The organism is Arthrobacter sp. TmtSoilC51, from assembly GCF_055388015.1.
In genome coordinates, this window is sequence record NZ_AP035877.1 from 412,904 (window position 1) to 438,531 (window position 25,628).

29 protein-coding genes and 1 pseudogene are annotated in these 25,628 nt (G+C 60.6%); 19 read left to right on the plus strand and 11 right to left on the minus strand.

Going from position 1 to position 25,628, the window contains the following annotated elements; translation table 11 throughout:
- The first annotated feature begins 34 nt into the window (after nt 1-34).
- Genes ACZ5G6_RS02040 through ACZ5G6_RS02050 form a run of 3 tightly spaced genes read left to right on the plus strand, consistent with a single transcriptional unit; the run spans nt 35 to nt 2,011 of the window.
- Entirely contained in the window at nt 35-391 is a 357-nt protein-coding gene (locus ACZ5G6_RS02040) for a cupin domain-containing protein (RefSeq protein WP_346347158.1), read from the plus strand.
- A 33-nt stretch (nt 392-424) separates the two neighbouring features.
- The gene (locus ACZ5G6_RS02045; protein WP_223935538.1) at nt 425-1,768 is read left to right on the plus strand and encodes a flavin monoamine oxidase family protein; all 1,344 of its coding nucleotides are present in this window, start codon (nt 425-427) and stop codon (nt 1,766-1,768) included.
- Between the two features lie 3 nt (nt 1,769-1,771).
- Nucleotides 1,772-2,011, plus strand: coding sequence for a hypothetical protein (locus ACZ5G6_RS02050; protein ID WP_223935539.1), 240 nt, complete (start codon nt 1,772-1,774; stop codon nt 2,009-2,011).
- 646 nt (nt 2,012-2,657) lie between these two features.
- On the opposite strand, the gene ACZ5G6_RS02055 is transcribed toward ACZ5G6_RS02050, so the two are convergent.
- The 3 genes from ACZ5G6_RS02055 to ACZ5G6_RS02065 are packed head-to-tail and all read right to left on the minus strand — an operon-like array spanning nt 2,658 to nt 5,989.
- Entirely contained in the window at nt 2,658-4,022 is a 1,365-nt protein-coding gene (locus tag ACZ5G6_RS02055; RefSeq protein ID WP_498689047.1) for an ABC transporter substrate-binding protein, read from the minus strand.
- 60 nt (nt 4,023-4,082) lie between these two features.
- The gene (locus ACZ5G6_RS02060; RefSeq protein ID WP_498689051.1) at nt 4,083-4,964 is read right to left on the minus strand and encodes a carbohydrate ABC transporter permease; all 882 of its coding nucleotides are present in this window, start codon (nt 4,962-4,964) and stop codon (nt 4,083-4,085) included.
- Nucleotides 4,961-5,989 (minus strand): carbohydrate ABC transporter permease, encoded by a 1,029-nt coding sequence (locus tag ACZ5G6_RS02065; RefSeq protein ID WP_498689053.1) that lies wholly within the window; start codon nt 5,987-5,989, stop codon nt 4,961-4,963. The genes ACZ5G6_RS02060 and ACZ5G6_RS02065 overlap by 4 nt, the downstream gene beginning before the upstream one ends.
- Before the next feature lie 430 nt (nt 5,990-6,419).
- Between ACZ5G6_RS02065 and ACZ5G6_RS02070 the strand changes: the two genes are divergently transcribed.
- Entirely contained in the window at nt 6,420-7,169 is a 750-nt protein-coding gene (locus tag ACZ5G6_RS02070; protein ID WP_223935543.1) for an MgtC/SapB family protein, read from the plus strand.
- An 8-nt stretch (nt 7,170-7,177) separates the two neighbouring features.
- On the plus strand, nt 7,178-8,008 hold the full coding sequence (locus ACZ5G6_RS02075; RefSeq protein WP_498689057.1) for a glycerophosphodiester phosphodiesterase: 831 nt from the start codon (nt 7,178-7,180) through the stop codon (nt 8,006-8,008).
- A 51-nt stretch (nt 8,009-8,059) separates the two neighbouring features.
- Here ACZ5G6_RS02075 and ACZ5G6_RS02080 read toward each other — a convergent pair whose 3' ends face one another.
- Together ACZ5G6_RS02080 and ACZ5G6_RS02085 are read right to left on the minus strand one after the other, a co-directional pair.
- Nucleotides 8,060-9,001 (minus strand): hypothetical protein, encoded by a 942-nt coding sequence (locus ACZ5G6_RS02080; protein ID WP_498689059.1) that lies wholly within the window; start codon nt 8,999-9,001, stop codon nt 8,060-8,062.
- 2 nt (nt 9,002-9,003) lie between these two features.
- On the minus strand, nt 9,004-9,687 hold the full coding sequence (locus ACZ5G6_RS02085) for a DUF6318 family protein (protein ID WP_498689061.1): 684 nt from the start codon (nt 9,685-9,687) through the stop codon (nt 9,004-9,006).
- Nucleotides 9,688-9,865: 178 nt separating this feature from the next.
- On the opposite strand from ACZ5G6_RS02085, the gene ACZ5G6_RS02090 reads away from it, so the two are divergent.
- From ACZ5G6_RS02090 to ACZ5G6_RS02130, 9 genes and pseudogenes are all read left to right on the plus strand, one after another.
- Nucleotides 9,866-10,435 (plus strand): hypothetical protein, encoded by a 570-nt coding sequence (locus ACZ5G6_RS02090; protein ID WP_498689063.1) that lies wholly within the window; start codon nt 9,866-9,868, stop codon nt 10,433-10,435.
- A 90-nt stretch (nt 10,436-10,525) separates the two neighbouring features.
- Nucleotides 10,526-10,963: an Asp23/Gls24 family envelope stress response protein gene (locus ACZ5G6_RS02095; RefSeq protein ID WP_223935548.1), complete on the plus strand. Its 438-nt coding sequence runs from the start codon at nt 10,526-10,528 to the stop codon at nt 10,961-10,963.
- On the plus strand, nt 10,960-11,151 hold the full coding sequence (locus ACZ5G6_RS02100; RefSeq protein ID WP_216922303.1) for a hypothetical protein: 192 nt from the start codon (nt 10,960-10,962) through the stop codon (nt 11,149-11,151). Before ACZ5G6_RS02095 ends, ACZ5G6_RS02100 begins: the two co-directional genes overlap by 4 nt.
- Nucleotides 11,148-11,528, plus strand: coding sequence for a hypothetical protein (locus ACZ5G6_RS02105; RefSeq protein ID WP_223935550.1), 381 nt, complete (start codon nt 11,148-11,150; stop codon nt 11,526-11,528). Before ACZ5G6_RS02100 ends, ACZ5G6_RS02105 begins: the two co-directional genes overlap by 4 nt.
- A complete protein-coding gene (locus ACZ5G6_RS02110; protein WP_223935551.1) occupies nt 11,525-12,169 on the plus strand; it encodes a DUF6286 domain-containing protein in 645 nt (214 codons plus the stop codon). The genes ACZ5G6_RS02105 and ACZ5G6_RS02110 overlap by 4 nt, the downstream gene beginning before the upstream one ends.
- Nucleotides 12,166-12,777 carry a hypothetical protein gene (locus tag ACZ5G6_RS02115; RefSeq protein ID WP_498689065.1) on the plus strand — a complete coding sequence of 204 codons (612 nt, stop codon included), beginning with the start codon at nt 12,166-12,168 and terminating at the stop codon, nt 12,775-12,777. Before ACZ5G6_RS02110 ends, ACZ5G6_RS02115 begins: the two co-directional genes overlap by 4 nt.
- Nucleotides 12,778-12,959: 182 nt before the next feature.
- Nucleotides 12,960-13,295 carry a hypothetical protein gene (locus tag ACZ5G6_RS02120; protein WP_223935553.1) on the plus strand — a complete coding sequence of 112 codons (336 nt, stop codon included), beginning with the start codon at nt 12,960-12,962 and terminating at the stop codon, nt 13,293-13,295.
- A gap of 144 nt (nt 13,296-13,439) precedes the next feature.
- On the plus strand, nt 13,440-14,153 hold the full coding sequence (locus ACZ5G6_RS02125) for a DNA alkylation repair protein (RefSeq protein ID WP_498689067.1): 714 nt from the start codon (nt 13,440-13,442) through the stop codon (nt 14,151-14,153).
- 117 nt (nt 14,154-14,270) lie between these two features.
- A pseudogene (locus ACZ5G6_RS02130) lies at nt 14,271-15,215 on the plus strand (IS481 family transposase); the annotation flags it as partial.
- Nucleotides 15,216-15,227: 12 nt separating this feature from the next.
- Here ACZ5G6_RS02130 and ACZ5G6_RS02135 read toward each other — a convergent pair.
- Complete coding sequence (locus ACZ5G6_RS02135) at nt 15,228-15,632, minus strand: helix-turn-helix domain-containing protein (protein WP_498689069.1); 405 nt, start codon at nt 15,630-15,632, stop codon at nt 15,228-15,230.
- A gap of 308 nt (nt 15,633-15,940) precedes the next feature.
- Between ACZ5G6_RS02135 and ACZ5G6_RS02140 the strand changes: the two genes are divergently transcribed.
- The 4 genes from ACZ5G6_RS02140 to ACZ5G6_RS02155 all read left to right on the plus strand — a co-directional run bounded on the left by ACZ5G6_RS02140 (nt 15,941) and on the right by ACZ5G6_RS02155 (nt 20,488).
- Entirely contained in the window at nt 15,941-17,284 is a 1,344-nt protein-coding gene (locus ACZ5G6_RS02140; protein WP_223935557.1) for an ABC transporter substrate-binding protein, read from the plus strand.
- A gap of 96 nt (nt 17,285-17,380) precedes the next feature.
- Nucleotides 17,381-18,346, plus strand: coding sequence for a carbohydrate ABC transporter permease (locus ACZ5G6_RS02145; RefSeq protein WP_223935558.1), 966 nt, complete (start codon nt 17,381-17,383; stop codon nt 18,344-18,346).
- Nucleotides 18,343-19,308 carry a carbohydrate ABC transporter permease gene (locus ACZ5G6_RS02150; protein ID WP_223935559.1) on the plus strand — a complete coding sequence of 322 codons (966 nt, stop codon included), beginning with the start codon at nt 18,343-18,345 and terminating at the stop codon, nt 19,306-19,308. Before ACZ5G6_RS02145 ends, ACZ5G6_RS02150 begins: the two co-directional genes overlap by 4 nt.
- 124 nt (nt 19,309-19,432) lie before the next feature.
- Nucleotides 19,433-20,488, plus strand: a complete 1,056-nt coding sequence (locus ACZ5G6_RS02155; protein WP_223935560.1) for a LacI family DNA-binding transcriptional regulator — start codon at nt 19,433-19,435, stop codon at nt 20,486-20,488.
- Between the two features lie 6 nt (nt 20,489-20,494).
- Here the strand turns inward: ACZ5G6_RS02155 and ACZ5G6_RS02160 are convergent, their stop codons facing one another.
- From ACZ5G6_RS02160 to ACZ5G6_RS02180, 5 genes are all read right to left on the minus strand, one after another.
- Nucleotides 20,495-21,418 (minus strand): DUF8083 family protein, encoded by a 924-nt coding sequence (locus tag ACZ5G6_RS02160; protein WP_498689072.1) that lies wholly within the window; start codon nt 21,416-21,418, stop codon nt 20,495-20,497.
- Between the two features lie 33 nt (nt 21,419-21,451).
- Entirely contained in the window at nt 21,452-22,258 is an 807-nt protein-coding gene (locus ACZ5G6_RS02165) for an exodeoxyribonuclease III (protein WP_223935562.1), read from the minus strand.
- An 82-nt stretch (nt 22,259-22,340) separates the two neighbouring features.
- Nucleotides 22,341-22,907: an HdeD family acid-resistance protein gene (locus tag ACZ5G6_RS02170; protein WP_223935563.1), complete on the minus strand. Its 567-nt coding sequence runs from the start codon at nt 22,905-22,907 to the stop codon at nt 22,341-22,343.
- A 70-nt stretch (nt 22,908-22,977) separates the two neighbouring features.
- Nucleotides 22,978-23,604, minus strand: coding sequence for a response regulator (locus tag ACZ5G6_RS02175; protein ID WP_498689075.1), 627 nt, complete (start codon nt 23,602-23,604; stop codon nt 22,978-22,980).
- Nucleotides 23,601-24,842, minus strand: a complete 1,242-nt coding sequence (locus tag ACZ5G6_RS02180) for a sensor histidine kinase (protein WP_498689077.1) — start codon at nt 24,840-24,842, stop codon at nt 23,601-23,603. Before ACZ5G6_RS02180 ends, ACZ5G6_RS02175 begins: the two co-directional genes overlap by 4 nt.
- Nucleotides 24,843-25,048: 206 nt before the next feature.
- Between ACZ5G6_RS02180 and ACZ5G6_RS02185 the strand changes: the two genes are divergently transcribed.
- Entirely contained in the window at nt 25,049-25,627 is a 579-nt protein-coding gene (locus ACZ5G6_RS02185; RefSeq protein ID WP_223935566.1) for a GlcG/HbpS family heme-binding protein, read from the plus strand.
- The last annotated feature ends 1 nt before the right edge of the window (nt 25,628 follow it).

Sequence of the window (25,628 nt, forward strand, 5' to 3'; positions counted from 1 at the left end):
TAAGCATCTGCTCAGTTGCTGATTCAAGGAGACAATGATGTCTACAACACCCGCCGCCACCGGCTTTTTCATCCATGACGCTTTTGAGCCGGAAAAATACGAACCTTTCATCCTGGGACAAGTCCAGTGGGTGCGGCGCCCGGGGGATGGTGACAGGCCGGCGCTTTCGGCCGGATTCTGGCACGTCACCACGGAAGAAGCCCCTGAGCCATTCGACCTGCTGATCGAAGCAGACGAGACCCTTCACATCATCGAAGGTCATTTGCGCATCGAAATCGAGGGCGGCGAGAGTTTCGACCTCACAGCCGGGTCGGTGGCTTCCTTCAACAAGGGCACCCGGACCCGGTGGACGGTTCTCAAGGACACGACCGAGTTCTTCGTCTACTCCTGATCCCGTAGAAGAATTCTGAAAGCAGAATCCATCGTGAGCACAACCTCAACTACCCCTGAAGCGGCCGACGTCGTCATCATCGGGGCAGGCTTTGCCGGACTGACGGCTGCCCGTGAACTTCGCCAAGCCGGCAAGTCAGTGATTGTCCTCGAAGCACGCGACCGGATCGGCGGCCGCACCTGGGTCGATAGCCGTCTCGGCAGGCCCTTGGAGATTGGCGGGACATGGGTGCATTGGACCCAGCCCTACGTTTGGTCTGAAATGAAACGCTATGGCCTTGGTACTGTCCAGAGCCCCATACCCGAAAAAGCATATTGGTGGGCCGATGGCGAGCGGCACGAAGGAACTCCGGAACAGCTGCTCCTGGACATCGATGAGCCCAACCGGCGACTGGTACAGGAATCACGGCGCTATTTCCCGGAGCCGTTCAGTCCCTTCACAAGCCCCGAGATTGAAAGAATCGACGGGGTCTCGCTGCCGGAAAAGTTCACCGAGCTGGGTCTCTCGGATTATTCTCGCGACCTCCTGGAATCATTTTGGACGCTCAACTTCAACGGCCCCCTGGCAGGGGCAGCGTTCACCCAGGCCCTTCGATGGGTTGCCCTAACCAACGGCGACTGGATGGTCAGTTTCGAAGCCTGCGCGACCTTCAAGATCAATGGCGGTACAGGCAAACTCATCAACTGCATTGCAGGGGACACGGACGTCCGCCTTGGACAAACTGTCGGGTCGGTTAATTACTCCGGGGGAAAAGCTATGATCACCACCCTGGACGGCGGAGTGTTCGAGGCATCGCACGTCATCAGCACACTGCCCCTGGGGGCGCTGACGGCGGTGGAATTTGAACCTTCTCTGCCGAAGCAGCAACGAAAGGCCATCGCCGAGGGGCAAATATCCAAGGGCATCAAGATCTGGGTCACCGTTCGAGGCAAGGTCAGGCCATTTGTCGCCCTGGGATCAGCCGAATGGGCGTTGAACTACGTCCAGCCGGAATACGAACAGGGCGGCAACACGATCCTGGTCGCCTTTGGACCTGACGCAGCCCGCCTTGACGGGGGAGACATCATGCAGGTCCAGGCCGCGCTGGACCTGCTTGCACCTGACCTTGAAGTGCTGGAAGTCGCCAGCCATGACTGGACCAACGACCCCCTTTCACGACAGACCTGGCCCATGCACCGCACTGGCTTCCTGACCAAGGCTCTGGCCTCGTTCCACCAGCCACACGGTCCGCTCCTGTTCGCGGGATCCGACTACGCAAACGGTTGGGGCGGTTTCATTGACGGTGCCATTGAAAGCGGACTCGAAGCCGCACGAACCATTCTCAACCCAGGCGGCATCGAAGAACCGCTCCATGGTGGAGTCCTTGAGGAGCGATAAGCCATGATCGAGACCATTGAACAGGGCAAGCATTTCTACGTAAGTGGAACAACGCCCAATGAAATCCAAACCGGCATCGACGCCGCCGTGGAGCTGGCGCGGCTGCGCGCCACTGATGACGGCGGGCAAGGCATCCTCGTAACACGCCACCGGCCGGGCTTCTATAGCGTTGCGCTCAACCCTCGTGTTCCCTTTGGTTTCATCTGGGAACACGATGCAGATTCCCTGAGCCATCGTTCCTAGCCCACAGGCCCTGCGCCGTGATCTGCTGAAGCGGATTCCCGTGTGCATTTTTGGCCAACCTGCTGGGTAGGTAAAGCCCTGCTTGGACCGTCTGCAGGTCTGTCGCTTGGCGAACAAAGCTCGCGCCTGAATGGGATGGGTCTTTGGAATGGAGGCCGCGCACCGTTCTGGCTTTGCGAACAAGGTTGCATGCGATGTGCAAGGCCGGTTCTCTACCGAGCTTCCTATCAGAATCGAACTGATGACCTTTTCATTACGAGTGAAACGCTTGAGGAGCGCAACACGGGGCAGCCACGGTGGCTCCCAGGTCAGTAGGCACATCAATTCCGGATTAGCCCGACGTCCACATACCGATGCGTTCAACCTGCAGTAGTGCATACGGGAATGGCACGGCGGGGACGCCAGTCGTCGACAATCAGCCTCGCAGGAACAGGTGGAGGGAACTGTGGGTGATGTTGGTCCGCCCACTCGCCTAAATTCTGACATCGCCAGCAGATAGACGGAGGGCCAATGCTGAGCATATCTACGTTGTCACAATCTTGCGAAGACAGCCGGCTTGTGAGCGCTCTCGCTGTCAGGCTGCTTTAACCCGGTCGTCTGCGCAAGCGTAGGCACCAGCGGATGCCCACGCTTGCGCAGCCCTGGACTAGGCTTTCAGCTTCGGCTTCACGTCCTTGTTGTAGATGGCTTCAAGTGTTCCCTTCAACTCGGTCAGCGTTGCTTGCACATCGGCCTTTTCATTCATGATCCTGGTAGCTGCCTTGGCCAGCTCCTGGTCTCCGCCGGGGAGGAACGTTCGGGCAAAGTCCTGAGTGCGGGTCTCTTTTAGTTGGTCAACCACTGTTTGGAATTCCGGAGTCTGGGCGACAATTGCTGAGATGTCCGCAGCCTCGGCTACCGGTAGATAGCCGGTTGCAGCAGACAAAGTAGAAGTGCTCTGCGCATTCGTCATGAACGTGACGAACTTGGCCGCTGCAAGTTGTCTTTCCGGCGACGTCTTGCTGGCGATCACCAGACCGGAACCACCCGTGGGACAAACCTGGGAGGCTGAGGCGGACCCACCCGGCAAGAACCCGACGCCGATCCTCATGTTCGCTTCCTTCGCCGCCCTCATGGTGGCAGCGAGGTCTGCGGACGAGCTGATGGTGGAGCTGACGGCGCCAGCTTGAAGGTCGGTAATGGCATTCTTGGAGGAGACCCCGGCCCAGCCATTCTTCACGATGGAGTCCTGCACCCACTGCATCGCAGCCACCGATTGGTTTGAATCCGCTGTGATGTCCCATTCCTTGGACCAGCCACCACCTTGGCCCCAGAGAACGTTTTGAAGCGTCCAACCGGCATAACCCGCGATCGCCGGGTACTGGTAAGCGTTCTGGTATCCGGAAGATGAAGCATTTGCCGCCTTGATCTTCGGCGCCCACTCGGCGAACTCTTCCCAGGTTTTTGGAGGGTTCTCGGGGACTCCGGCAGCCTTGAAGTGGTCCTTGTTGAAATAGAACAACGGCGTTGAGCGTGCGTATGGGACTGCCCACAGCTGATCCGAGTATTCGTAGTCACCGATCAAACCGGGCTTGTAGTCGGCGGAGCTGACCTTGACTGCTTTGAGGAGGTCATCGATGGGGAGGATGGCACCCGAGACGGCGTAACGGAACCACCATACGTCCGAGGCGACAACGACGTCCGGCACTTCGCTCCCTGCCTGGGATGTCTGGAACTTCTGCGCCACTTCCTCATAGTTGGATCCTCCTGTGATGAGGTTGACTTTGATGTCCGGATTGGCCGATTGGAAGGCTTCTATCAGCTTCTGTTCCGTATCCCGGGACTTTCCGGGGTGGCTGGACATGAAGCTGATGCTCGAGGCGGGTTTGATTTTGGACCAGTCCTGGGAGAGCGTCTTTGCTGATGAGCCTCCGGGGTCGGTAGAGGGGCCGCCACAAGCTGCAAGAGCGGCGGCGGTGAGGGAGGCCCCGGCCAAGCCGAGGAAATGCTTCCGGGAAAGTGATGTTGACATGCAGGAAGTGCCTTTCTAGTGAACGAGGTGCTTGAGCAGATCCTCGGAGGGTGTGGTGTTTTAGCCGGTTACCGAGCCTTGAGTTAGCCCGGAGACGATGTACCGCTGCAGTGCGGCAAAGATCAGCAGGATCGGTAGGAGGACGATCACCGCGCCGGCCATGAGCATGCCCCAGTTCTGGGTGCTGCCATCGCTGTTGACCAGCTGGGTCAGGCCTACCGGAAGGGTCATCATGTCCGGATGGTCAGTGACGATCAGCGGCCAGATGTACTCGTTCCATTCAGAAACGATGGTTACCAAGGCGACAGTCGCGATGCTCGGCACGGACACCGGGACAACGATCTTCCAGAGCTTGCGCCAGTGGCCTGCACCGTCGATTTCCGCCGATTCCAGGATTGCTGGTGGCAGTGTGAGGAAATGCTGTCTCAGGAGGAACGTGCCAAACGCTGTTCCCAGGCCCGGAAGGATAATCCCCCAATACGTGTTCAGCCCTCCCATGCCTGCGATCAAAACGTAGTTGGGAAGCACGGACACCTGCGGCGGGACCATCAGTGCAACCAGAATCAGCAGGAAGATGACCCTCTTAAACGGGAACCGGACAAACACCAGTGCGTAGGCCGTGAAGACAGCAAGGACGCATTTGATGGTGGATCCGATGACGGTGACGATCACGCTGTTGAGGAAGAACCGGGCGAAGGGCACAGTTGATGCCGCGTCTGCATAATTCTGCAGATTTGGGCTCTTTGGCAGCAGCGTCAGGTTTGTTGTGACGATTTCGCCCGGCGCCTTGAGGGAAGACAGCATCATCCAGAGGAGGGGCACGAAGACAACCAGGGTTGCCAGCAGGAGGGGGACGTAGCCCCCGGCAATAGTCCTGCCGAGGTTTTGCCAGGAGAACGGATGATCGCGGTGCGGCGTGGTTTCAATGGTGTTGGTGCTCATGAGTAGTGAACCTTTCGCTCCACGAATCGCAACTGCACGGCTGTCATGATGAGCAATCCGGCGAACAACACAACGGAAATGGCTGCGGAGTATCCGGCACGGTTGTATGAGCCGAACGCCTGGAGATAGGAGTCAAAGATCAGGGTGCTGGTTCCGTTGCCTGATGGAGTCATGATGCGGATGATGTCGAACGCCTGCAGCGAGCTCAGCAGCGAGGTGATCAGGAGGAAGAAAGTGGTCGGGGAAAGCAGGGGAACCACCACCGACGTGAAGCGTCGAAGACTACTGGCGCCATCCAACGCGGCGGCCTCCAAGAGCTGGGTGGGAATGGACTGCAGCCCTGCCAGGTACACCACAGCGCAATAGCCGAGGTTCTTCCATACGTACACGATGATGACCATGAGCAGTGCCAGCTTCGGATCGTTGACCCACTGGGGACTTGCCTGGCCAACAGTGCGGAGAATCCAGGAAAGGACGCCGTACGTTGGATCGAAAATGAACAGCCACACCAAGCCGACACCGACGCCGGAAAGGACGTAGGGGGCGAAAACCACAGCCCGCGCAAACGTTGTGCCCTTCAGCCTCTGGTTCAGCGCCAACGCCACCAGCAGGCCCAGGATCATCGCACCGCCAACGGTGGTGATGGTGAATATGGCTGTTACGCCCAACACGCTCGAAGCGTCAGGAGAGGTAAAGAACTCCACATAGTTGCCCAGCCCCACGGAGGTTGCGGTGGCGGCACCGAGCGTCCAATCCAGGGTGGAATAGTAGAAGTTGGTGACCAGCGGTCGGTAGGTAAAGAGGAGGATAAGCAGGACATTGGGTGCCGCGAAAGCGGCAAAAACCCATGCGTCCCTGCGAGTTCTCCGATTCCATCGGCGGCTCTTCGGGGTGCCTGTCGGCCATCTGTGAACCGGTGCCCTGCTCGTTTGCGAATCGCGGCTTTTAGTGTTGGCCCGTCCGCGTTCTGCGCCCACCGCCGTCGAGACGGCTGCGGGCGCGCCAGTTGTGTCTAATCTGCCCATGGAAAACCCTCACGTTGACCCCCTCGTCATCGCTGTCCGGGCGACTTAGCACTTGCAAAAAAGCATTTGTTTCACATTTGACCTGACAACCTAACTTCAGGTCATTTGACAACCTACACACAAAGATCGGTTATCACAAGACTCGATTTCAGGACTGTGCAAGGAGGCTCGTTAGGCGCGAAGGCGCGCTTTTCAGCCGTGAGCAACCGTAAAAAATATCATGCTAATACGTCCTAACAAATCGTAGTCATCAAATTGCACGAATGTGCACAAGCGTTGACTGGAACGTGCTGCAGCTTGAAGAATTAGCCACAGCACCGGCTCGCGCCGCGTCTACCTTTGAGTTGCCTTTGCATGGAACATCCGTATCGGACTGGATCTTCCACGTGGAGGCAGAAGAAGGGGGTTCATAACCGAATCGGAGCACTAAGTGATCTTCAGCGCGGATACGCAATGGTGGCAGATGTGCCTGGCCTTGGCCGTGGCACTGGTCCTATCGACAGCCATCGGGTTCGAACGCCAAAGCAAAAACAAATCGGCGGGCATGAGAACCCATGCGATGGTGGGATTGGGCGCGGCCCTGTTTATGGTCGTGAGCAAATACGGCTTCAGTGACGTATTGATGGTGGATCTGGTGAGGCTGGATCCCTCCCGGCTGGCGGCTCAAGTGGTCTCCGGCATTGGCTTCATCGGCGCGGGGCTCGTCTTCGTGCGGCGTAACCAAGTCCGCGGATTGACGACCGCAGCCTCCATCTGGGTTACAGCAGCAGTCGGGACGTCCGCTGGGGCAGGCTTGGTGCTGCCCGCGGTATTCGTCACCGCGGCCCACTTCGTCATCGTCTACGTCTATCCCGTGGTGACTGCGAAACTTCGCTTTGGTTTGCCAAGCCAGTGGCTGTTGAAAGTTACCTACATGGACGGTGTGGGCGCCCTAAGGGATGTGCTCCGAACATGCACCGAGCAAGGATTCCGTGTTCAGGGATTCGCTACGACCCGGGGTTCGGCGGAGTCCAAGGGCGTGATGGACCGCTTGATAACAGGGACAGAAACCGCCGCCGTGGCTGATCTCATTGAGATAGAGCTGGAAATTGAAGGCACCATGGCAGCGTCGGACATTGTCGCGCAGCTGTCTCAGCTCGCCACGGTTACTGAAGTTTCCCTCGTGGACGAATCGGAATAGGAAGAACAATGATCGAGATTCAAGGCCACCGAGGCGTTCTGGCCACACGGCACGGGAATACCCTGGCAAGCTTCGTCGAGGCACTTCGCCTTGGCGTGGACGCGATAGAAGTCGATGTCTGGCTCACGTCTGACAAGCAGCTCGTATTGCGACACGATGCCGTCATCGGTAGCGCCGACATCAGGTTGGAGACCATGCTTCAGGCCGTGGTCGAGAAGCACCCGGCGACGACTACCGACGTTGATCTTGAATCACGTCCACCATCTCTGCCGGAAACCCTGGCCCTGTTGCGCTTCGCCAATGCAACCGACGTCGTCCTGGACATCGAGGTCAAAACCGAGGGTGCCGCCTGGGACAACTATGGCCACGCGATAGTGACCGCTTTGTCCAAGGTGCTTAAGGCTCACCGTGACGAACAGGCCTTGCGCGTCCGCAGCTTTGATCCCCAAATCATCCGGGCAATGTCCGGAATGCTGCCCGGAGTTGTTCCCTTGGTGGCGCTGAGCAGGGAGAGCCCGGGACGATCGGTGGGCCTGTATCCTTCCGTCGTCCAAGACCTCGTGAGCGCTGCCTTGGCAACCGGGGCTTCCGCCGTTGCGCCGGAATGTGGAATTCTCGACGCCGGACTGGTCGCCGAAGCTCATGCCGCCGGACTCAAGGTGTTTCCGTGGACTCTGGCGACAAGTGATGAAATCAGCGCGGCGGTCCAGCTCGGAGTCGATGGGATCTGCGTCAACGACGTTGCCTTGGCCCGGCAAGTCCTGGGCGGGTTGGGCGAGCCTCTTCCCGTGCCCCGCCCCATGACGTTGCCATTGCTGCGCATGGGTTCCCCGGCCTAGAACGGACCTGGCCCGGCCAAACCTCATCCCATAAGCCTTACCCGAAGCCGGCTATTTTTCGGCTTCGGGGCAGCCCCAGGATTTGGGGTTTTCCTGGCAGGTGTCGGCGACGAGTGCTCGTTCTGTTTTCCAGACCTGGATGGTTTTGGGTGGGGTGGTTAGGTCCAGTGTCCCGTTGATGGGTAGTGGTGGGCCGTTGTTCACGGAGTAGGTGCCGGTGAAGCTGGTGGTGATGGTGGCAGGGTAGTTGCCTGTTTCTGTGTAGATGTGGCTGGTGCGGGTTCTGTTGAGGAGCCAGTCGGCTTCGGGGATGGCGTAGCCGGCTGCGGGGGTGGGGCCGAGGCTGGTGGTGTCGCCGAAGTTGTAGGTGAAGCTTGCCGGGGTGGCGGTCAGGTGGACGGCTTGGCCGAGGATGATGACGTTGAAGGCTTGTTCGGTGGCGGTGGTGTAGAAGTTTGTTGGCCCGCCTTTGAGGGTGTGGGGGAAGGGTTGGGCTTCGAGGGTTCCTGAGTTGATCGGTAGTTGGCGGAAGTCGTTCAGGATCCGGGCTGCGATGTTCGCCAGGACGTTCTCGGGTTGGGCGTCGTACAGGCAGGTGGGTCCGCTGATCGCCGGATAATCTGTCCACTGCGGATTCGCGATTGACTTCGGAGCTTGCCTCCAGATCACAGGTGTGCCCTCTTCACCGCCCAGTGTTTTGGCAGGGCAGCTCAGGGCCAGACAGCCGGGATCGACGGTGTCGGGACCGTCTGCCCGGCAGTGGGTGTCGGCCATGTACTGGTTGGGATCAACGGAGAGCGACGCACTTCCTAGGCGTGGCTCTGATTTTCCTGTCTCAGGGTTGAAGATGAACGTCCCCCCGACAGTCAGCGCGGTTTCGCCTCTTCCGACGCTGATCTGCCCGCCGTCATCCTGCAACGCATTGGCAGTGCCAGCGGCCCCTTGGATGAGGAAGCAAAGCGTTATGAGGCAAGCAAAGCGAAGTAGCCTCATGTCTAGCCAACAATCATTCCGTTGTCCGTAACCCGCCATGATCCATCGGTAAATTCCGCGAAGACGGCCTCGGCTATGTTGGACGGAGGTGTTGGATCCTTGCCCCTCGTCCCGTCGGCGTTGACGTAACGAATCTCTTCCTGAATAACCTGAACTTTGGCTTCTTGAGTGTTGGCTCCTGGCGTCCACAATATTTCGATCGCTGGGGTAGTGATCTTTCCTCCGACCATCCACCTTCCTTGAGCGTAGTTGCGTCCCAATGCCTCCTTGTATGCAGCAGCGACCACGTTCGTGGTATCCGTTATTGCAGCCCAAGGATCAGCATCTCCGCTTTCCGTGGCATACGAAAAAGTGGCGTACCAATACCTGATAAACGCCTCCAGCCCCTCCTTTGTGTTCTCCTTCGCCAACTCGGGCATCACAGGAACGGGCACATTCTGTGCTTTGCCCTTCGCATCCGCGGGCTTATAGACACCGGATGGTGCGGTGGTCCCGGAAGTAACAGCGGGAGAACCCGGGCTGCTCGTATCCGGGGTGGGGGCGGCCGTCGTCGAGCCTGTTTCTGTGGGTGCGCTGCTCGGCGAGCTGCCGCCCTGGCAGCCGCTGAGAAGCAGCGAAACCGCCAACGCGACAGACCCAACTCGGACAGTAAGAACAGGAAAAGAGGCAAATGAAAGGCGTGACATGACAGGCTCCCCAGCGGCTGTTTGGCGATGTGTCCGCCAGTTTAGGTGTTTTGGGCTGTCCCGACCCCCTCGAAGAGAACCGGCTGTGGATAACTCAACCTCTGTTCACTGCAGGCCGCCGGGCGTATTCTTGCCCTCGCCGGTTTGTCATCGCATGCAATCCAACGGGGGGGACACCATGATTGAAACCACACGCTTCAGCACGTCCATGCTTCCTGGCAGGAATCGCAGGAAAGGTGGCAGCCGGCGAGGTACAGCCCCGCTGCTGGTCGGGTGCCTTCTGATCGGAACCTTGGCGCTCGGTGCCTGCTCGTTCCCGTTGCCGGTGGCGCAGCCCACGCCCATAGCATCGTCGTCGAACGCCGCAACATCCAACAGCGCCCCGGAATCCAGCACTGAACCGTCCGCGGAGATCAATGCAAGCCCGGATGCGGCCACAGGCACAGGCGGCGTCTACGGCGAATTCACGTCCTTGTCTGAAGCATGCATCTCGGTGAGCGCCACCATGTTGAGCGTGACCATCCTGCCGTTGGCGGCCTTGGTGGGCGGCGACCCGGAAGATATCGAGAAGGCCAAGGAAGAACTGTCCCGGATGCAGGCCAAGGTGCCCGAGGAACTGAAGCCGAGCTTTGAGAAGCTGAGGGCGTATACGGAGTCGGCCGGCACGGATTTCCGGAAGTACGGGGAGCCCGAATTCGAGGAACTTATGAAGCCGATCCAGGACTGGATGGATAAGAACTGCAAATAGGCGCCGCGCGCGTTCCCTTCAGGCAGGACGCCTCTCACAAAGCGTCGGAGCTAGACGCTAGGGTGGTACACAAGAGAAGGGGAGTGCTCGATGTCAGACCAGAACTTGCAGATCGACCCTGTGCCTGAGGGCGAGGTCCTCGGTACCGGACGCACCATTATCTCCGAGGCCGCTGTCGCAAAAGTCGCCGGCATCGCTGCACGCGCGGTTCCGGGTGTCTACTCCCTGGGCTCAGGTCCGTCCCGCGCGCTTGGCGCCATCCGTGACGCTGTTGGCAGTTTGGACCATGCCGCTGGTGTTCGCGCCGAAGTAGGGGAGACCCAAGTAGCCGTGGACATCAACTTGGTGGCTGTGTACGGGTACCCTCTGCACGGGGTCGCCAACCAGGTCCGCGCTGCTGTTTACCGGGCTGTTGAGGAACTCGTCGGGCTCCAGGTCATCGAGGTCAACATCGAGATCAATGATGTCTACGTGGCCCCGCCCCCCAAGCCCAAAACTGTCGTGGTTGAAAGGGAGGCACTGCAATGAGCATGACCGTCGTGGGAATCGCGATCGGCGCCTTCGTGGCGTTCATGTCCTTCCAGTTCGGCCTGTGGGGCTTCCTTATCTCGCTGCTCTTCATGGGTATTGGAGCCCTCCTTGGCCGTGCAGCTGAAGGCAAGCTTGATCTCCGCAGCGTCCTGGACGCCATTACGGGCCGGCGCTCTTCGTCATGAGCGTGGCTGAGGCTGTGGAACCTACCACCAGCCTGGTCGGCCATAACCGGATCAGTACCCAGGCTTTGACATCGCTTGCGCAGGCCGCGGCCGCCGAGGCTCTTGGCGTGGAACCCAGCGACATCCGCGCCGATTGGTCGGACGACGACGGCCTGCTGGCTTTGTCCATCGTGGCACCTATCAGCATCCCCGCCCTGACCGAGGTACTCGGTCATCCGCAGCGTGTCCAGGGCTTCGGGGGCTCCATCTGGGACCGTGCCGTGGCGGCGAAGGCAAGCGTGTTGGAGACTGTCACACGGCTGAGTGGTTCGCAGATAAGCAGGGTGGACATCAGGATCAGCGGAGCCCACGTTAAAGAGGGAGGCCGCGTCCGGTGACACAGGACCAGGAAACAGCCATCGAACCTTCGGACGCTGGCTCCGGAGCCAGCCCCATTGCCGGCGAGGACCCGGCCATGAGCCGGATTCTGCGACGGGAAACTCACTCGTCCCGGGCAGGGGCAGCCAGCATCGCAGCTGTGCTGGTGATCATTCTCTGTGTTCTTGCACTTCTGGAATCTGCCCTCCGTGCCATTGGGCAGCCGCCATGGCTCGTTGACCCAAGCACCGCGGCAGAACGCATCATCGCACTTCCGGCGGGTATCTCGCCTCTTCTTCTCGGCGCAAGCGGTGCTGTCATCGCCATGGTCGGACTGTTCTTCCTCCTTCACTCCTTATTGCCAGGCAGGCGGGCCCGGCATTTGCTGCGGGACCCACGCACCGCCGTCGTAGTTGACGACGAAGTGTTGGCCTCGGCACTTGCGCGTCGTGCACGGACTGCCGCGAACGTGACCCAGGAACAAGTCATGGTGATTGTGTCCAGGCAGGCGGTGGTGGTTAATGTCCGTCCCACGTCAGGGAGCAAGGTCAGTGAAGAGGCCGTATTGAGGGCAGTGCAGGCGGAGCTGGATGAGATGTCACTGTTTCCCATGCCAACGGTTCAGGTGAACCTGTCTACCTCGGGGGTGGTGGGCGCGTGAACGGTACTCCGCGTGCCCTTAACCGGGTCCTTCTCTTCATCATTGGCGTGAAACTCTTGGCCGTTGGGCTACTTCTTCTGCTGCTGGCCACTGTCCCCGCCGTGGCAACGTGGTGGCATGGCTGGGCTGCGGGGACGTGGGCCCGTGCGGAGGACGCCTTCCGGCAAACCCGCTTCCCTGGGCGTGAGGAAAGCTGGCTGTGGATCGTGGCCGGCCTGGTTTTGGTTGCCATCATTGTTGCGATGGTCGCTTGGGTGTCGCAACAAGGCAAAGGCAGGGCCAACCTCTTGGTGGCCAGTGGCGACGAGAGCGATGTGGACGGTGAAGTGCAGATCGGTGGCGGAGTAGCCGAACAGGCGCTTCGGGCAGCCTTGGCGGATCGGCCGGACCTCGCCGGAGCGTCTGTTGCGACGTATGAGGTCAAAGGCCAGCCGTGCCTACGCGTGCGCATCCAACCACGCCAAGGAGTGGCGCCACACCTCCTTGCCGCCGAGGTTTCGCGCCTGGTTGAAGCCTTGGACTTGGTGATTGGCAAGAAGACACCCGTGTTGGTGCATATGGCATCCGGTGCCCGGGCGAAATTTACAAAAGCTGAACGGGTCCGCTGACTGATCCGACGTTACCGGGCAATTTTGCCGAATATTTCACTCAGGGTGTTTTGCGTTGCTTAAGCCACACGTATGCCAATAGTTTGAAAGCAGAGGGGGAAAAATCCCTGATGCGATGGATTGCCTTGCGGGATAAGACCCCGAAAGCAATCAGCGTTCCAACCGTCACGAAGGAGAGCACCATGAGTGAAGAAACTACGGGATCGGAAGCGGTAGAAGGCGCTGCCGGTAACGCCAAGGACGTAGCTGGCGAGGCGCTTGAAAACGCGAAGGAATTTGCTGGCGAGGCCGCGGAAAACGTCAAGGAATTTGCTGGCGAGGCCGCCGAAAACGTCAAGGAGTTCGCGGGCGAGGCTGCCGGAAATGTTAAGGAATTCTTCTCCGGTGACGTCGGGGAAAATGCCAAGGAACTTGCTGGTGACGTCGCGGAGAAGTCCAAGGAAATCGCCGGAGATGTCACCGAAAACGTGAAGGGCCTCGGCTCCAAGATCGCAGGCCTGTTCAAGGGCGGGAAATAGCCTTTACACAGCGTGTCGGGGATGGCAGTTCAGGGCAGTGCTAAACGCACTCCCATGAGCTGCCATCCTGCTGTCTTAAGCGGCTGATTTACCGCACCTACGCCTAGTAGGCTGTGCCTCACACGAGATGGACTGGAGGCTGCGATGGCTGGTACGACGGCGAGGGCTGGTACAGCTGCGACCGGTACGACTCTGGCTGAGGTGATGGCCGAGTTGGCTGCGTTGGAAGACCCGAAGTCGCGCGAGGTAAACGAGAAACACGGTGACGATCACGGTGTGAACCTCAGTAAGTTGCGGGCCATGGCGAAACGGTTGAAGGCACAGCAGGAGCTCTCACGCGAGCTCTGGGCGACGGATGACACGGCGGCGAAGCTACTGGCACTGCTGATTTGCCGCCCAAAGTCGTATGGGCGTGAGCAGTTGGACACGATGCTGCGCGAGGCCCGTACACCCAAAGTGCACGACTGGCTTGTGAACTACGTGGTCAAGAAGAATCCGCACGTCGAAGAGCTGCGACTGGCCTGGTTTGCGGACAATGATCCGGTGGTTGCGAGTGCCGGCTGGGCGCTGACGTCAGAGCGTGTCATCAAGGATCCGGCAGGCCTGGACCTTGCCGGGCTGCTTGATGTTATCGAGGCCCGGATGAAGGAAGCCCCAGATCGGTTCCAATGGGCGATGAACACCTGCCTTGCCCAGATCGGAATCGAACATCCCGAACATCGCGCCCGTGCCTTGGCTATAGGTGAGCGTCTGGAAGTGCTCAAGGACTATCCCACTCCGCCCAACTGCACCTCTCCCTTCGCGCCCACCTGGATCAATGAGATGGTGCGTAGGCAGCAACTCCCAACAGGCAGCTAGCTGTACTGAGTCAGGACGTTGGTTACATCGTGAATAGGTGAAGACCTCTTAGGTTGGTGGTTACCACACACAGCCAACGACTAAGAGGTCTTCACCTATTCACGATGTAATGCCCGCTTGACCCCGACCGGTAGGCGGATCCTTATCGAGCGCGTCCTCGCCGGCCGTCCCGTGGCCCATGTGGCCAAAGAAATGGGCATCTCAAGGACCTGCGCGCACCGCTGGATCAGCCGGTACCGCACCCATGGCTGGGCCGGCCTCGAGGGCAGCTCCCGCCCAAGGTCGTGCCCACACGCGACTTCTGCTGCGCTGGTTGCCGATGTCCTGACCCAGCGCGTGAAGCACCGCGAAGGGCCAGCGGGCCTGGCAGCCCGGTGCGGGACGAGCGCCCGGACGGTCTCCCGGATTCTGACCCGGGCGGGCATGCCCCGGCTGTGGGACCTGGACCCGGTGACCGGGGAACGGATCCGGGCATCCCGTGCCACGGACCGCCGGTACGAGCGCGACGCTCCCGGAGACATGATCCACATCGACGTCAAGAAACTAGGCCGGATTCCCGACGGCGGAGGCTGGCGGGCAGACCCGAACCAATCCGCCCGCAACCACTCAACAGGCCATACAAGGGTCGGTTTCGACTACGTCCACGTGGCCGTCGATGACCACACTCGTCTGGCCTACGCCGAGGTCCTGCCCGACGAGAAAGGCCCGACCTGCGCAGGGTTCCTCACCCGGGCCGCAGCGGCCATGGCAGCCAACGGCGCGCCAGTCAGACGGGTCATGACCGACAACGCCTTTGCCTACCGGTTATCGAAAGATTTCCAGGACGCACTCGCTGCACTGGTCGCCAAGCACGTCCTGATCAAACCCCGCCATCCCTGGCAGAACGGCAAAGCAGAACGCTTCAACCGCACCCTTCAAGAAGGCTGGGCCTACCGGCAACCATTCACTTCCAACCAGGCCCGGACAGACGCCCTGCAGCCATGGCTAGACTTCTACAACAACCACCGGCCGCACGGCAGCCTCGGAGGCAAACCACCCATCAGCAGGTGCAAACAACCTACTGACTCAGTACAGCTAGCCCCTGTTGCGGTGCATCATCCGGTATGTCAGTTCAGCGAGAAGTTCCTCGTCGGAAAGATGCGAGGCGCGGGCAATGGGGGCCGCAGGTACCACGACCCGCGGCCCTGAAGACTGCCGCTGGTCGTCGCTGCTGCGCATGTCGTCGGGGGTGATTTGGTCCGGGGCAAAGCTGGATTTTCCCTTGAGAACTTCAGCGACTGATCCGGCCCGCCAGCCCAGGGCGTGCTCGAGCTTGCGCTGATTGATTTCCTGGGTGCGGCGAGTGCCTGACTCCAGCGTCCGGACAGTCTTGATGGCCGTTCCAGCCTGCTTTGCCAACTGCACCTGGCTCAGCCCTTGGGCCAAGCGTTCTTCTTTGATCAGTCGGCCAATGGTCTGGAGTGCTTCAAGTTCATCCACACTTCCCACTGTTGCATAGGCAACACTAGGCAATCAAATCGGATGGCGCGACTACTCCGCCACAAGCCATGCTGCGCAGTTGGGTTTGAGCCGGCCGCGGCTGATCGCTGCAGCCTTGCTGCGAGGCAGTTCCCGGATCCCGAGGGAACCCCAGCCTGGCGTGTCGGGCGCGATGCAAAGGTTGCTTTGTATCGTTGCGGTCACGTTCGGGTGTAAGCGCTTGCATTCTTGCTGCAAGTTTAGCTAGTGTGAGGGCCACCACATCAATTGCGCCACGATTTTCTTGTACTCAGCGAGGAGTCTCCAGCATGAAAAAAACCAAGTACCTGCTCCCGGTCGCGGCGGCCGGCGTTCTGGCACTTACCCTGTCCGCATGTAGCGGCAACAGCGGCGGCGGCAGCGCTAGCACCGCGTCGAATGACTGTTCCGCCTACGACACCTACGGCAAGCATGACGGCAAGACCGTCTCGGTGTACTCCACCATTGTTGACGTCGAAGCAACAAACCTCGAGGAATCCTGGGCACAGTTCGAAAAGTGCACAGGCATCACCGTCAAGTACGAGGGCAGCAAGGAGTTCGAAACCCAGATCGGTGTCCGTGCACAATCAGGCACGGCCCCGGACGTGGCGATCTTCCCGCAGCCTGGCCTCCTTGCCACCCAAGCCCGCGCCGGCTACCTGAAGCCCGCCCCGAAGACTGTGTCCGATCTTGTGGACAAGAACTGGTCCCCGGACTGGAAGAAGTACGGCACCGTGGACGGCAAGTTCTACGCCGCACCGATGCTCGCGAACGTCAAGGGCTACGTTTGGTACTCGCCCAAGACCTTCAAGGACAAGGGTTGGCAAGTCCCCAAGACGTGGGACGAAATGATGGACCTGACCAAGAAGATCGCTGCCGACAAGACCATGAAGCCGTGGTGTGCCGGATTTGAGTCGGGCGAAGCTACCGGCTGGCCGGGCACCGACTGGATCGAGGACGTCGTCCTTCGCGCCGAGGGCCCGGAAGTCTACGACAAGTGGATTACCCACCAGATTCCCTTCAACGATCCCAAGATCGTCAACTCCTTCAACAAGGTTGGCGACATCCTGCTCAACCCGGATTACGTCAACGGCGGTTTCGGTGACCCCCGCTCGATCCTGAGCACGGCGTTCGCCCAGGCCGGTCAGCCTGTTCTTGACGGACAGTGCGCCATGCACCACCAGGCATCGTTCCAGGCAGCCAACTGGCCTGCCGGCACCAATGTTGCCGAGGACGGCGATGTTTGGGCCTTCATGACACCTCCCGTGGATGAATCCAAGGGCACAGCCATCACCGGTGGCGGTGAATCCGTTGGCGCCTACAAGGACACCCCCGAGGTCCAGGCCTACCTCGCCTTCATGGCAAGTGCGGACTTCGCCAACAACCGCGTGAAGCTCGGCGGTGCCATCAGCGCCAACAAGGGCCTCGACCCGAACAATGCACAGTCCGCTTTGGACAAGCAGTCCATCAAGCTCCTTCAGGACCCCAAGACCGTCTTCCGTTTTGACGGCTCTGACCTGATGCCGAGCGCAGTGGGTTCCAACTCGTTCTGGAAGGGCATTGTTGCCTGGATCAACGGCTCCTCTGCCCAGCAGGTAACGGACAGCATCGAGTCCAGCTGGCCTAAGAGCTGACGATAAAGGCGCTGCCTCCCTTGGCTGGTCTGCCCAGCCGGGGAGGCAGCGCCTTTCCCGGAACCTAGTGATTCACTCACGCCCCGGAGGTTGGGTATGGATTTTATCGGAGGAAAACTCCTTCAAGTAGTGATAGCAATCGCGATCTTCGCGGCTGTTATCGGCATCATCATGCTGGTGGTGGACAGGGCACCGAAATCGGTCAAGGACAGGGTTACCGTGGCTGGCTTCCTTGCTCCGGCAGCCATCCTGATGCTGGTGGGCCTCGTTTATCCCGCTGTCCGCACGTCAATGTTGGCGTTCACGGATGCAAGCGGCCAAGGAAACGGATTCGACAACTTCGTCTGGATGTTCACGCAGCCGGAGGCTCTGGCCACCTTGCGCAACACCGTTATCTGGACAGTCCTCGTTCCGCTGTTGTCCACCAGCTTCGGACTTGCCTATGCCGTATTCATTGACAAGGCCCGCGGCGAGCGGGTCCTGAAGTCACTGGTCTTCATGCCGATGGCGATCTCCTTTGTGGGCGCCGGCATCATCTGGAAGCTCGTTTACGACTACCGCGGTCCAGGCATTGAACAGACCGGCGTCATCAACTTTATCCGTGCCGCCCTGGGTATGGACCCCAAACAGTTCCTCCTGGATGCCCCGGAAAACACGCTCTTCCTGATCATCGTGATGGTCTGGATCCAGACTGGCTTCGCCATGGTGATCCTGTCTGCGGCCATCAAGGGTGTCCCGGTGGAACTCATTGAGGCAGCCCGCCTGGATGGGGCAAATGCCTGGCAGCAGTTCCGCAACGTCACGGTCCCCGGCATCCGCGGGGCCTTGGTGGTGGTACTGACCACCATTACGATCGCCACGCTGAAGGTGTTCGACATTGTTCGAACCATGACGGCCGGAAACTACGACACCTCGGTTGTGGCCAACGAAATGTACACACAGGCTTTCCGTGCCGGTGAGCCAGGACGCGGTGCTGCACTGGCCCTGATCCTGTTCCTTATGGTGCTGCCAATTGTGGTGTACAACGCTCGAGTCCTTCGCAAGCAAAGGGAGATCCATTGACAGCCACGCCAGCCCCGAAAGAGGCCTCGACGGTCCCGACTCGGCAGCGTCCTGGATCCGATCCCACGGAGGACGCCCAGCCGATCATGCGCAGGGTCAAGACCAAGCTCACGTCCAAGTGGGCAACAGCGGCAGCGATCATCATCGCCGTCGTATGGTCTGTACCGACGTTCGGTCTCCTTGTTACCTCGTTCCGTCCCGCCCCGAAGCAGGTGGGTCCCCGCTCAAACGGTTGGTGGAATGCCTTCCTGGACTGGGACTTCACCTTCAAGAACTATGTAGACGTCGTTACTCCCGCGGGCTCGCAGTCGGCCAACCTGTCCCAGTACTTCGTCAACTCCATAGCGATCGTCATCCCGGTCACCATTTTTGTGCTGGTGCTCGCTTCCATGGCGGCCTACGTTTTCGCATGGGGGAAGTTCAAGGGCCGCGACGCGCTCTTTATCTTCGTTTTTGCCCTGCAGATCATCCCGCTCCAGATGGCACTGATTCCGCTCCTGCAGTTCTTCACGCAGACCCTCCACCTTCCGGCGGGTTCGTACGCGCAGCTGTGGATCGCGCACACCATGTTCGGGCTTCCCTTGGGCATCTTCCTCCTCCACAACTTCATCTCCGAGATTCCGGGTGAGGTTATCGAGGCGGCGAGGGTTGACGGTGCCGGACACAGCACCATTTTCTGGCGGATCATCCTTCCGCTGTCCGTTCCGGCGTTGGCATCGCTGGCCATCTTCCAGTTCCTGTGGGTCTGGAACGACCTGCTTGTGGCCTTGGTGTTCTCCGGAGGTACGGCGGACGTCGCGCCTATTACGCAGCGTCTTGCGGAAATTTCCGGTACCCGCGGTGCAAGGGATTACTTGAACCCTGCCGCAGCATTCGTCTCGATCATCGTCCCGCTCCTGGTGTTCTTCGGCCTCCAGCGGTACTTCGTCAGGGGCCTGCTGTCCGGCGGCCTTAAGGGCTGATAATTGCAGCTTTGGTTACGCAGCGGATGGCTCCGCTGCGTAACCAAGGCCTGCACAAAATAGACTGTTTCTTCGCCGTAAGAAAGAAATCGGCGAATCCAAAGGCAGCCGGAGAGGGGGGCCTGTGACACGAACAACGGGTAGGTCCCAACGCGGTGGCCACACAGGCGTCAGCATCGAAGACGTGGCGGCGGCCGCCGGAGTGTCTACTGCCACTGTGTCCAGGGCCGTCAGGGGACTGCCCCGCGTCTCACCGGCAACCCGTGAGAAAATCCTGGAAGTCGCGGCGTCCCTTGGTTACGTGGCCTCGTCCTCGGCTTCGGGGTTGGCCACCGGACGCACGCGCACCATCGGTGTCCTGGCGCCGTTCGTCTCCCGATGGTTCTTCTCGAAGGCCATCGAAGGCGCGGACAGGGAACTGCATTCGCGCAAGTACAACCTCTCCTTGTTCAACCTCGGGGGCCACGGCAGTAATCGCGAGCGGCTTTTCAGCTCCACCATGGTCTACAAGCAGATCGATGCCCTGCTGGTGCTTTGTATGGCGCTCAGTGAGGAGGAATTGGAACACCTCCACAAGATCGATATCCCGCTGGTGGTGGTTGGCGGGCACGTCGAGGATTGCGCGTACATCGGCATCAACGATTACGAAGCCGCCTCAACGGCTGTGCGGCACCTGCTGGATCTGGGCCACACGGACATTGCTTTGCTCCACGGCGATGACGAAACGGACCTGAACTTCGACGTTCCGCGTGTCCGTATCCGGGCCTTCCAGGAGGTCATGGCCGATGCCGGCTTGAAAGTACGCCCCGAGTGGGATGAATGGGGCGACTTCACCGTTGCCAGCGGGCAGCAGGCGTTTGTTCGGCTATGGAACCAGCCCGGGCCAAAGCCGACAGCTATTTTCTGTTCTTCGGACGAGATGGCCATGGGGGTTATCTTCGAGGCCGCCCGTCACGGCGTTCGAGTGCCCGGGGATCTTTCGGTCATCGGCATTGACGATCACGATTTTTCCGCGTCGTTGGGCCTCACAACCGTGGGCCAACGGCCCGACAACCAGGCTGAACTGGCCACCAAAATGCTCCTCGACGAGCTGGATGGGATTGCGGGTGCCGTGCATTCAGAGGTGGCGCCGCATCAATTGATTGTCAGGGAGACAACAGCGCCGCCTTGCAGGTCCTGACCCAAGCTACGAAGCCCGCGCCAACTGCCGGATGGGGATCCACCGTGAGGCGAGTCGACGATAAGCAGCGGCAGCGCCGGTCATGTCACCCTCAGCCAAGCACTCGATCCCAAGGCGCACATCCATCGGGGATTCGTCCGGATAGACCTTATCCGCCACGGCGCCGTAGTCCAGCTCCACCATGGACTGGACGTGGAACAACTCCAGCCATTCGGTGAGCTGCGTCAGGTCATCCAGCATGTCCAGGTCCGGAGCTGCCAAGGCCAGATGGGCTACGGCAAAGCGTGCCCGGTCCAGGGCGTCCGTCAATGGTGTCCACACCCGGACGGTGAGGATATGCCCATCCGACTCCACCACGTCCTTGCGGTCAGACTCTGCGAACAGCGAGAACCAGCTGAACGGGATACCCCAGGTGGAGGCCCGGGTGTGTACCCGCTTGGCTTCTTCCCCTGCGTTGATCCGATCGATCCTTGCTTGATGCTTGTCCCGCTGGGAAACCGGAATCAGCAGATCAGCCAGGGGGCTGTGCACACCATCCATGAGGGCATTCGCCGCCAACCCGGCCCGAATCACCAGTTGGCTGGGGCAATAAAGCAGCCGTCCGGCGTCGTGGGTTTCTTTATCCTGCGGTGGCTTGCCGGTTGTTTCGTCCGCGGCACCGTCCACCGCGGTGTGCCGCCCGCCAGGGACCCGCGTCATGCGCACCAAATCAGTCCGCCCGGTGGGGAAGGGGTCCCCGCCGGTCCGTGTGATGCGGCCCAGCGAGGCTTGGAGTTCCGCATTTTCGACGGCGGCGCGGGAACCTATCTTGCTGCTGTCCGCCACGAGCTGGCGCTGCTGCTCGGGAGGAAACGCCTCAAGGGGCTCGTAAATGCGCAGGGACGAAGAGAACGGCAGTCCTGCCTGGCCCCGATACAGGTTTCCATTCATGTCCAGCCGGCCCCTTTCGTCCATTAGCGGTGATTAGTCTGCAAGCTCCACGATCACGGGAGCGTGATCCGAAGCGCCCTTGCCCTTGCGTTCCTCACGGTCGATGGAGGCACCGGTAACCCGGGCAGCCAACGCGGGGGAGGCCAGGCAGAAGTCGATGCGCATGCCTTCCTTCTTGGGGAAGCGCAGCTGCGTGTAGTCCCAGTAGGTGTAGACGCCGGGGCCTGGTGTGTAGGGGCGGACGACGTCGGTGTAACCGGCAGCCTCGAAGGCGTGGAAAGCGGCGCGCTCGGGTTCGCTCACGTGGGTGAAGTTGTTGTTGCGGAACAGCTCGATGTCCCAGACGTCGTCATCAAAGGGGGCAATGTTCCAATCGCCCATCAGCGCGACCTGGGCTGACGGAGCAGACTTCAGCCATTCCGAGGCGTTGCCTTGAAGGACGTCCAGCCACTTGAGTTTGTACGGCATGTGTTCGTCGTCAAGCGAGCGGCCGTTTGGAACGTAAAGGCTCCAGATGCGGATGCCGCCACAGGTAGCGGCGATGGCACGGGCTTCCTGAGCTGGATCCTTGCCTGCCTTGCCGAACATTGGCTGGTCCAGGAAGGTGCGCTCAACATCCTCCAGTCCTACGCGGGAGGCGATGGCGACGCCATTCCACTGGTTCACGCCGAAGTGCGCAACCTCGTAGCCCATGCGCTCAAAGAGCTCCCACGGGAAGTTATCGTCCTTGCACTTGGTCTCCTGGATGGCCAGGACATCACAGTCACTGCGCTCAAGCCACGCTTCAACGCGGTCGGCACGGGCACGGAGGGAGTTCACATTCCAGGTAGCTATCTTCACAGCCACTAACTTACCGAACTTGGCGCCCAGCGCATCCCCTCATGAAGGATTGCCCGCCGTGACAACTTCACTGCAGGGGCGATCAGTGGGCGTACATGAAGGCGGACGAGGCGCCCCTGCGCATCTTGATCCCGCAAACGATCAACAACAGCCCCGCAACAGCGGAGAATGCTGCCAGCAAACCCACCATGCCCAGGAAGCCGAGACCAGGGTTGATCAGGACGAAGAGGCCAAAAAGCGCAGTCACAAGACCCGTGAGCACCCAGACTCCCCAGCCATTGACGGAGTTCCTTGCAGCAAACGCGAAGATGATCTCGGAAAGCCCCAGGACCAAGGCCCAGAGTCCAATCAGCACGCCAAGCGCTGCTGCTGTGATACCCGGCCACGCAACTGCGACCAAACCCGCGGCGATGGAGATGAAGCCTCCCACCATCGTCCAGCGGGAATGGCGTGAAGGGTCATAAAAGTAGTGGGCCACATTGGTGAGGCCGTCCACGATTGCGAAGAGGCCGAACACGAGAACCAGTCCGAAGACCGTGGCTACTGGCAAAGATGCCACGAGGAAAGCAAAGAGCACGGCCAGGATTCCGCGGAACAGCAGGGCGGTTCCGGAGTGCTTGAACATCTTGCGTCCTGAGGCGTCGGACATAGTGCCAGCTTAACCGAATGCGGGCCGCGGATATATAGGAAAGGGCGCCCAATCCGGGGCAGAGAAGGTCCTACCGCATGCCTTCGCGGCGAATGGCGGTTGCGATCGCCGCGGCCCGCGTCTCCACGCCGAGCTTGGCGTAGATATGGGCCAGATGGGTTTTGACGGTTGCTTCGGAAATGAAGAGGCGTTTGCCCAGGTCGCGGTTGCTGAGGCCCTCAGTCAGGAGACTGAGGAGCTCCGCCTCCCGGGGCGTGAGGACTTCGTCGGGGTTCCGCAGTTGTTGGAAAAGCCGGGATGCTACCGGCGCGCTCATCACGCTTTTACCCTGCACGGCACCCCTTACTGCGGCGAAAATCTCCTCAGGCGCAGCATCCTTGAGCAAGTACCCCATGGCGCCGGCGTCCACCGCGCGGACAATATCGGCGTCGGAATCGTAGGTGGTGAACACGATCACGGCTTGCCGGGGATTGCGTTGCCGCAACTGCTTGATGGCCTCGATGCCGTCCATTCCCGCACCCATCGCAAGGTCCATGAGAATCACTGCGGGTGAGTGTTGTTGCGCTGCTTCCAGCGCTTCCTCACCGGATGATGCTTCACCGACGATGACGATATCGGCCTGGGTGCCCAACAGCGCCTTGAGTCCGCTCCGGACTACGGTGTGGTCGTCCACAAGGAGCACGGAAATGGTGCTCACAGCGACTCCTTCGACGTATCTTGGGGCGAGGTATCTTCGGCAAGCGTATTTTCGGGCAGAGCCGGCAGCGGAAGCTGCGCGGCAATGATGGTGCCTTCTCCCGGTGTGCTTTCCGCGCTCAATTCTCCGCCCAGCTGCTCAATGCGTTGACGCATGGCGCGCAGACCGTATCCTCCCGTTTCCGACGGCGGAGGTACCGCTCCGGGATCAAAGCCGCGGCCGTCGTCGAACACGTCAAGGGTGATCGCGTCCGGCAGGTACCCAAGAGTCAGGCTGGCATTGTCCGCGTGGGCATGAAGTTTGATGTTGGCCACGGCGCTCTGTGTCACGCGGAGCAGGGCGTGCCGAACTTCTGCAGGGACGGGCCGCGCGACGCCGGTGACTTGCACTCGGATGGTATCCACGTATTGCCGGGCAGCCTGTTCCAGGGCCTGCGGGAGGGGACCGGATTCGAGGCCGGGCGCGGAGAGTTCGTGCACCAGGCTGCGGGTGTCGGCGAGATTCCCGCGGAGGAGGCTGGCAGCTTTGCGCACGTCATCGTGGGCGTCGGCGTCGGGCCAGGACCGTTGGGCGGCCTCCAGGAGCAGCAGGCTGCTGGCGAGTCCCTGCGTGACGGTATCGTGGATTTCGCGGGAGACGCGCTCGCGTTCGGCGGCGACTCCTGCTTCCCGTTCACTCGCGGCCAGCTGTTCCTGAGTCTTGGAGACTTGGCTAAGCAGCTTGCGTTGAAGCTCGGCATCCCGCTCGATCTTGTCGTAAACCAGCGTCAGCAGCGCGCCTGCGACCAGCGGTCCCAGCAGCATGGCGACGTCGGTCCAGTCGCTCATGCGGAAGAGCCCGACGGCGGTGGCCGCCGCCGTCGCGCCTCCCGCCAGATACGCCGCCCACCCGCTTAACGCGGTGCGGACAAGGAAGAAGATGGCGAAGGAACACCACGCGAAACTCGGGGCGACGATGACCAGCGCTGCCCAGGCTGCCACCAAAGCGAACATCCAAGGCATCCATGGCTGGCGGTGCTGCTGTTTTTGGCGACGCTGGCAGAGGACCGCAGTGACGGCGTACAGCGCGCACACTGCCGCAGCCAAGGCCACGGTCCAGAGGTTGTCCGCAGGGGAATGGCGCATGACGTAGCGGACGGCAGACGCGACCATCAACACGGCGAAACCAAGGTGCACCACCGCGTCGATGCGGTTATCGATCCGGCTGCTGGGATCGGGCCTTTGAGGGGCTGCTGGCATTGGGGGTCCCGTTTCCGTTCCGGTCGGTGGTAGGCGCTCTTTCCATGCTAGATCCCTTGCGGTCGCTGGCCTCTCCACCTTTTGGCTGATACGGCTGGCGGAACGGATGAGCTTGGACCCAGCACATGGCCGATGTGGCCTGAGGGGTGCTCCGGAAGCATGGATGTGTACCCGAAATTGCCAATGAACGCCATGAGGAGCACTCCATGAAGAAGTCCAACAAGATGATCGCCGCCGCAGCCGCCGGAGCGCTGTTGCTCACTGGCGGGGTCACCGCTGTGGCCAACGCAGTGGCTCCCGAAGCCGCACCCGTTACCGCACCCGCCGCGCCGGTAGCAGCCGAAGTCCAGCCCGCAGCTGAGAATGTGGTTGCCCAGAACCGTATCGCCGTCGGAGCGTCGAGCGCGGCGGTAAATGCGGCGCTTGCCAAGTGCCAGGCGGACAAGCTTCCGTTCGTGACCGTCGCCTTGGTGGATCGCTTCGGTACCGTCCAGGCCCTTCTCCGCGGCGACAACGCAGCCGAGCACACTATCGAGGCCGCCAAGCAGAAGGCTTACACCGCAGCTGCTTTCGGTGCGCCCACCAGTGAACTGGCCAAGCGCATCAACGGCAATGGACCGTCCATTGCTGACCTCCCCGGCACGCTCTTCCTGGCCGGTGGTGTCCCACTGAAGGTCAACGGCGTGTCCGTGGCGGGCATCGGCGTCGGCGGCGCTCCCGACGGCGCCTTGGACGAGGCTTGCGCCACCGCCGGTGCCGAGGCTTTGGCTGTAGCTGCGAAGTAGC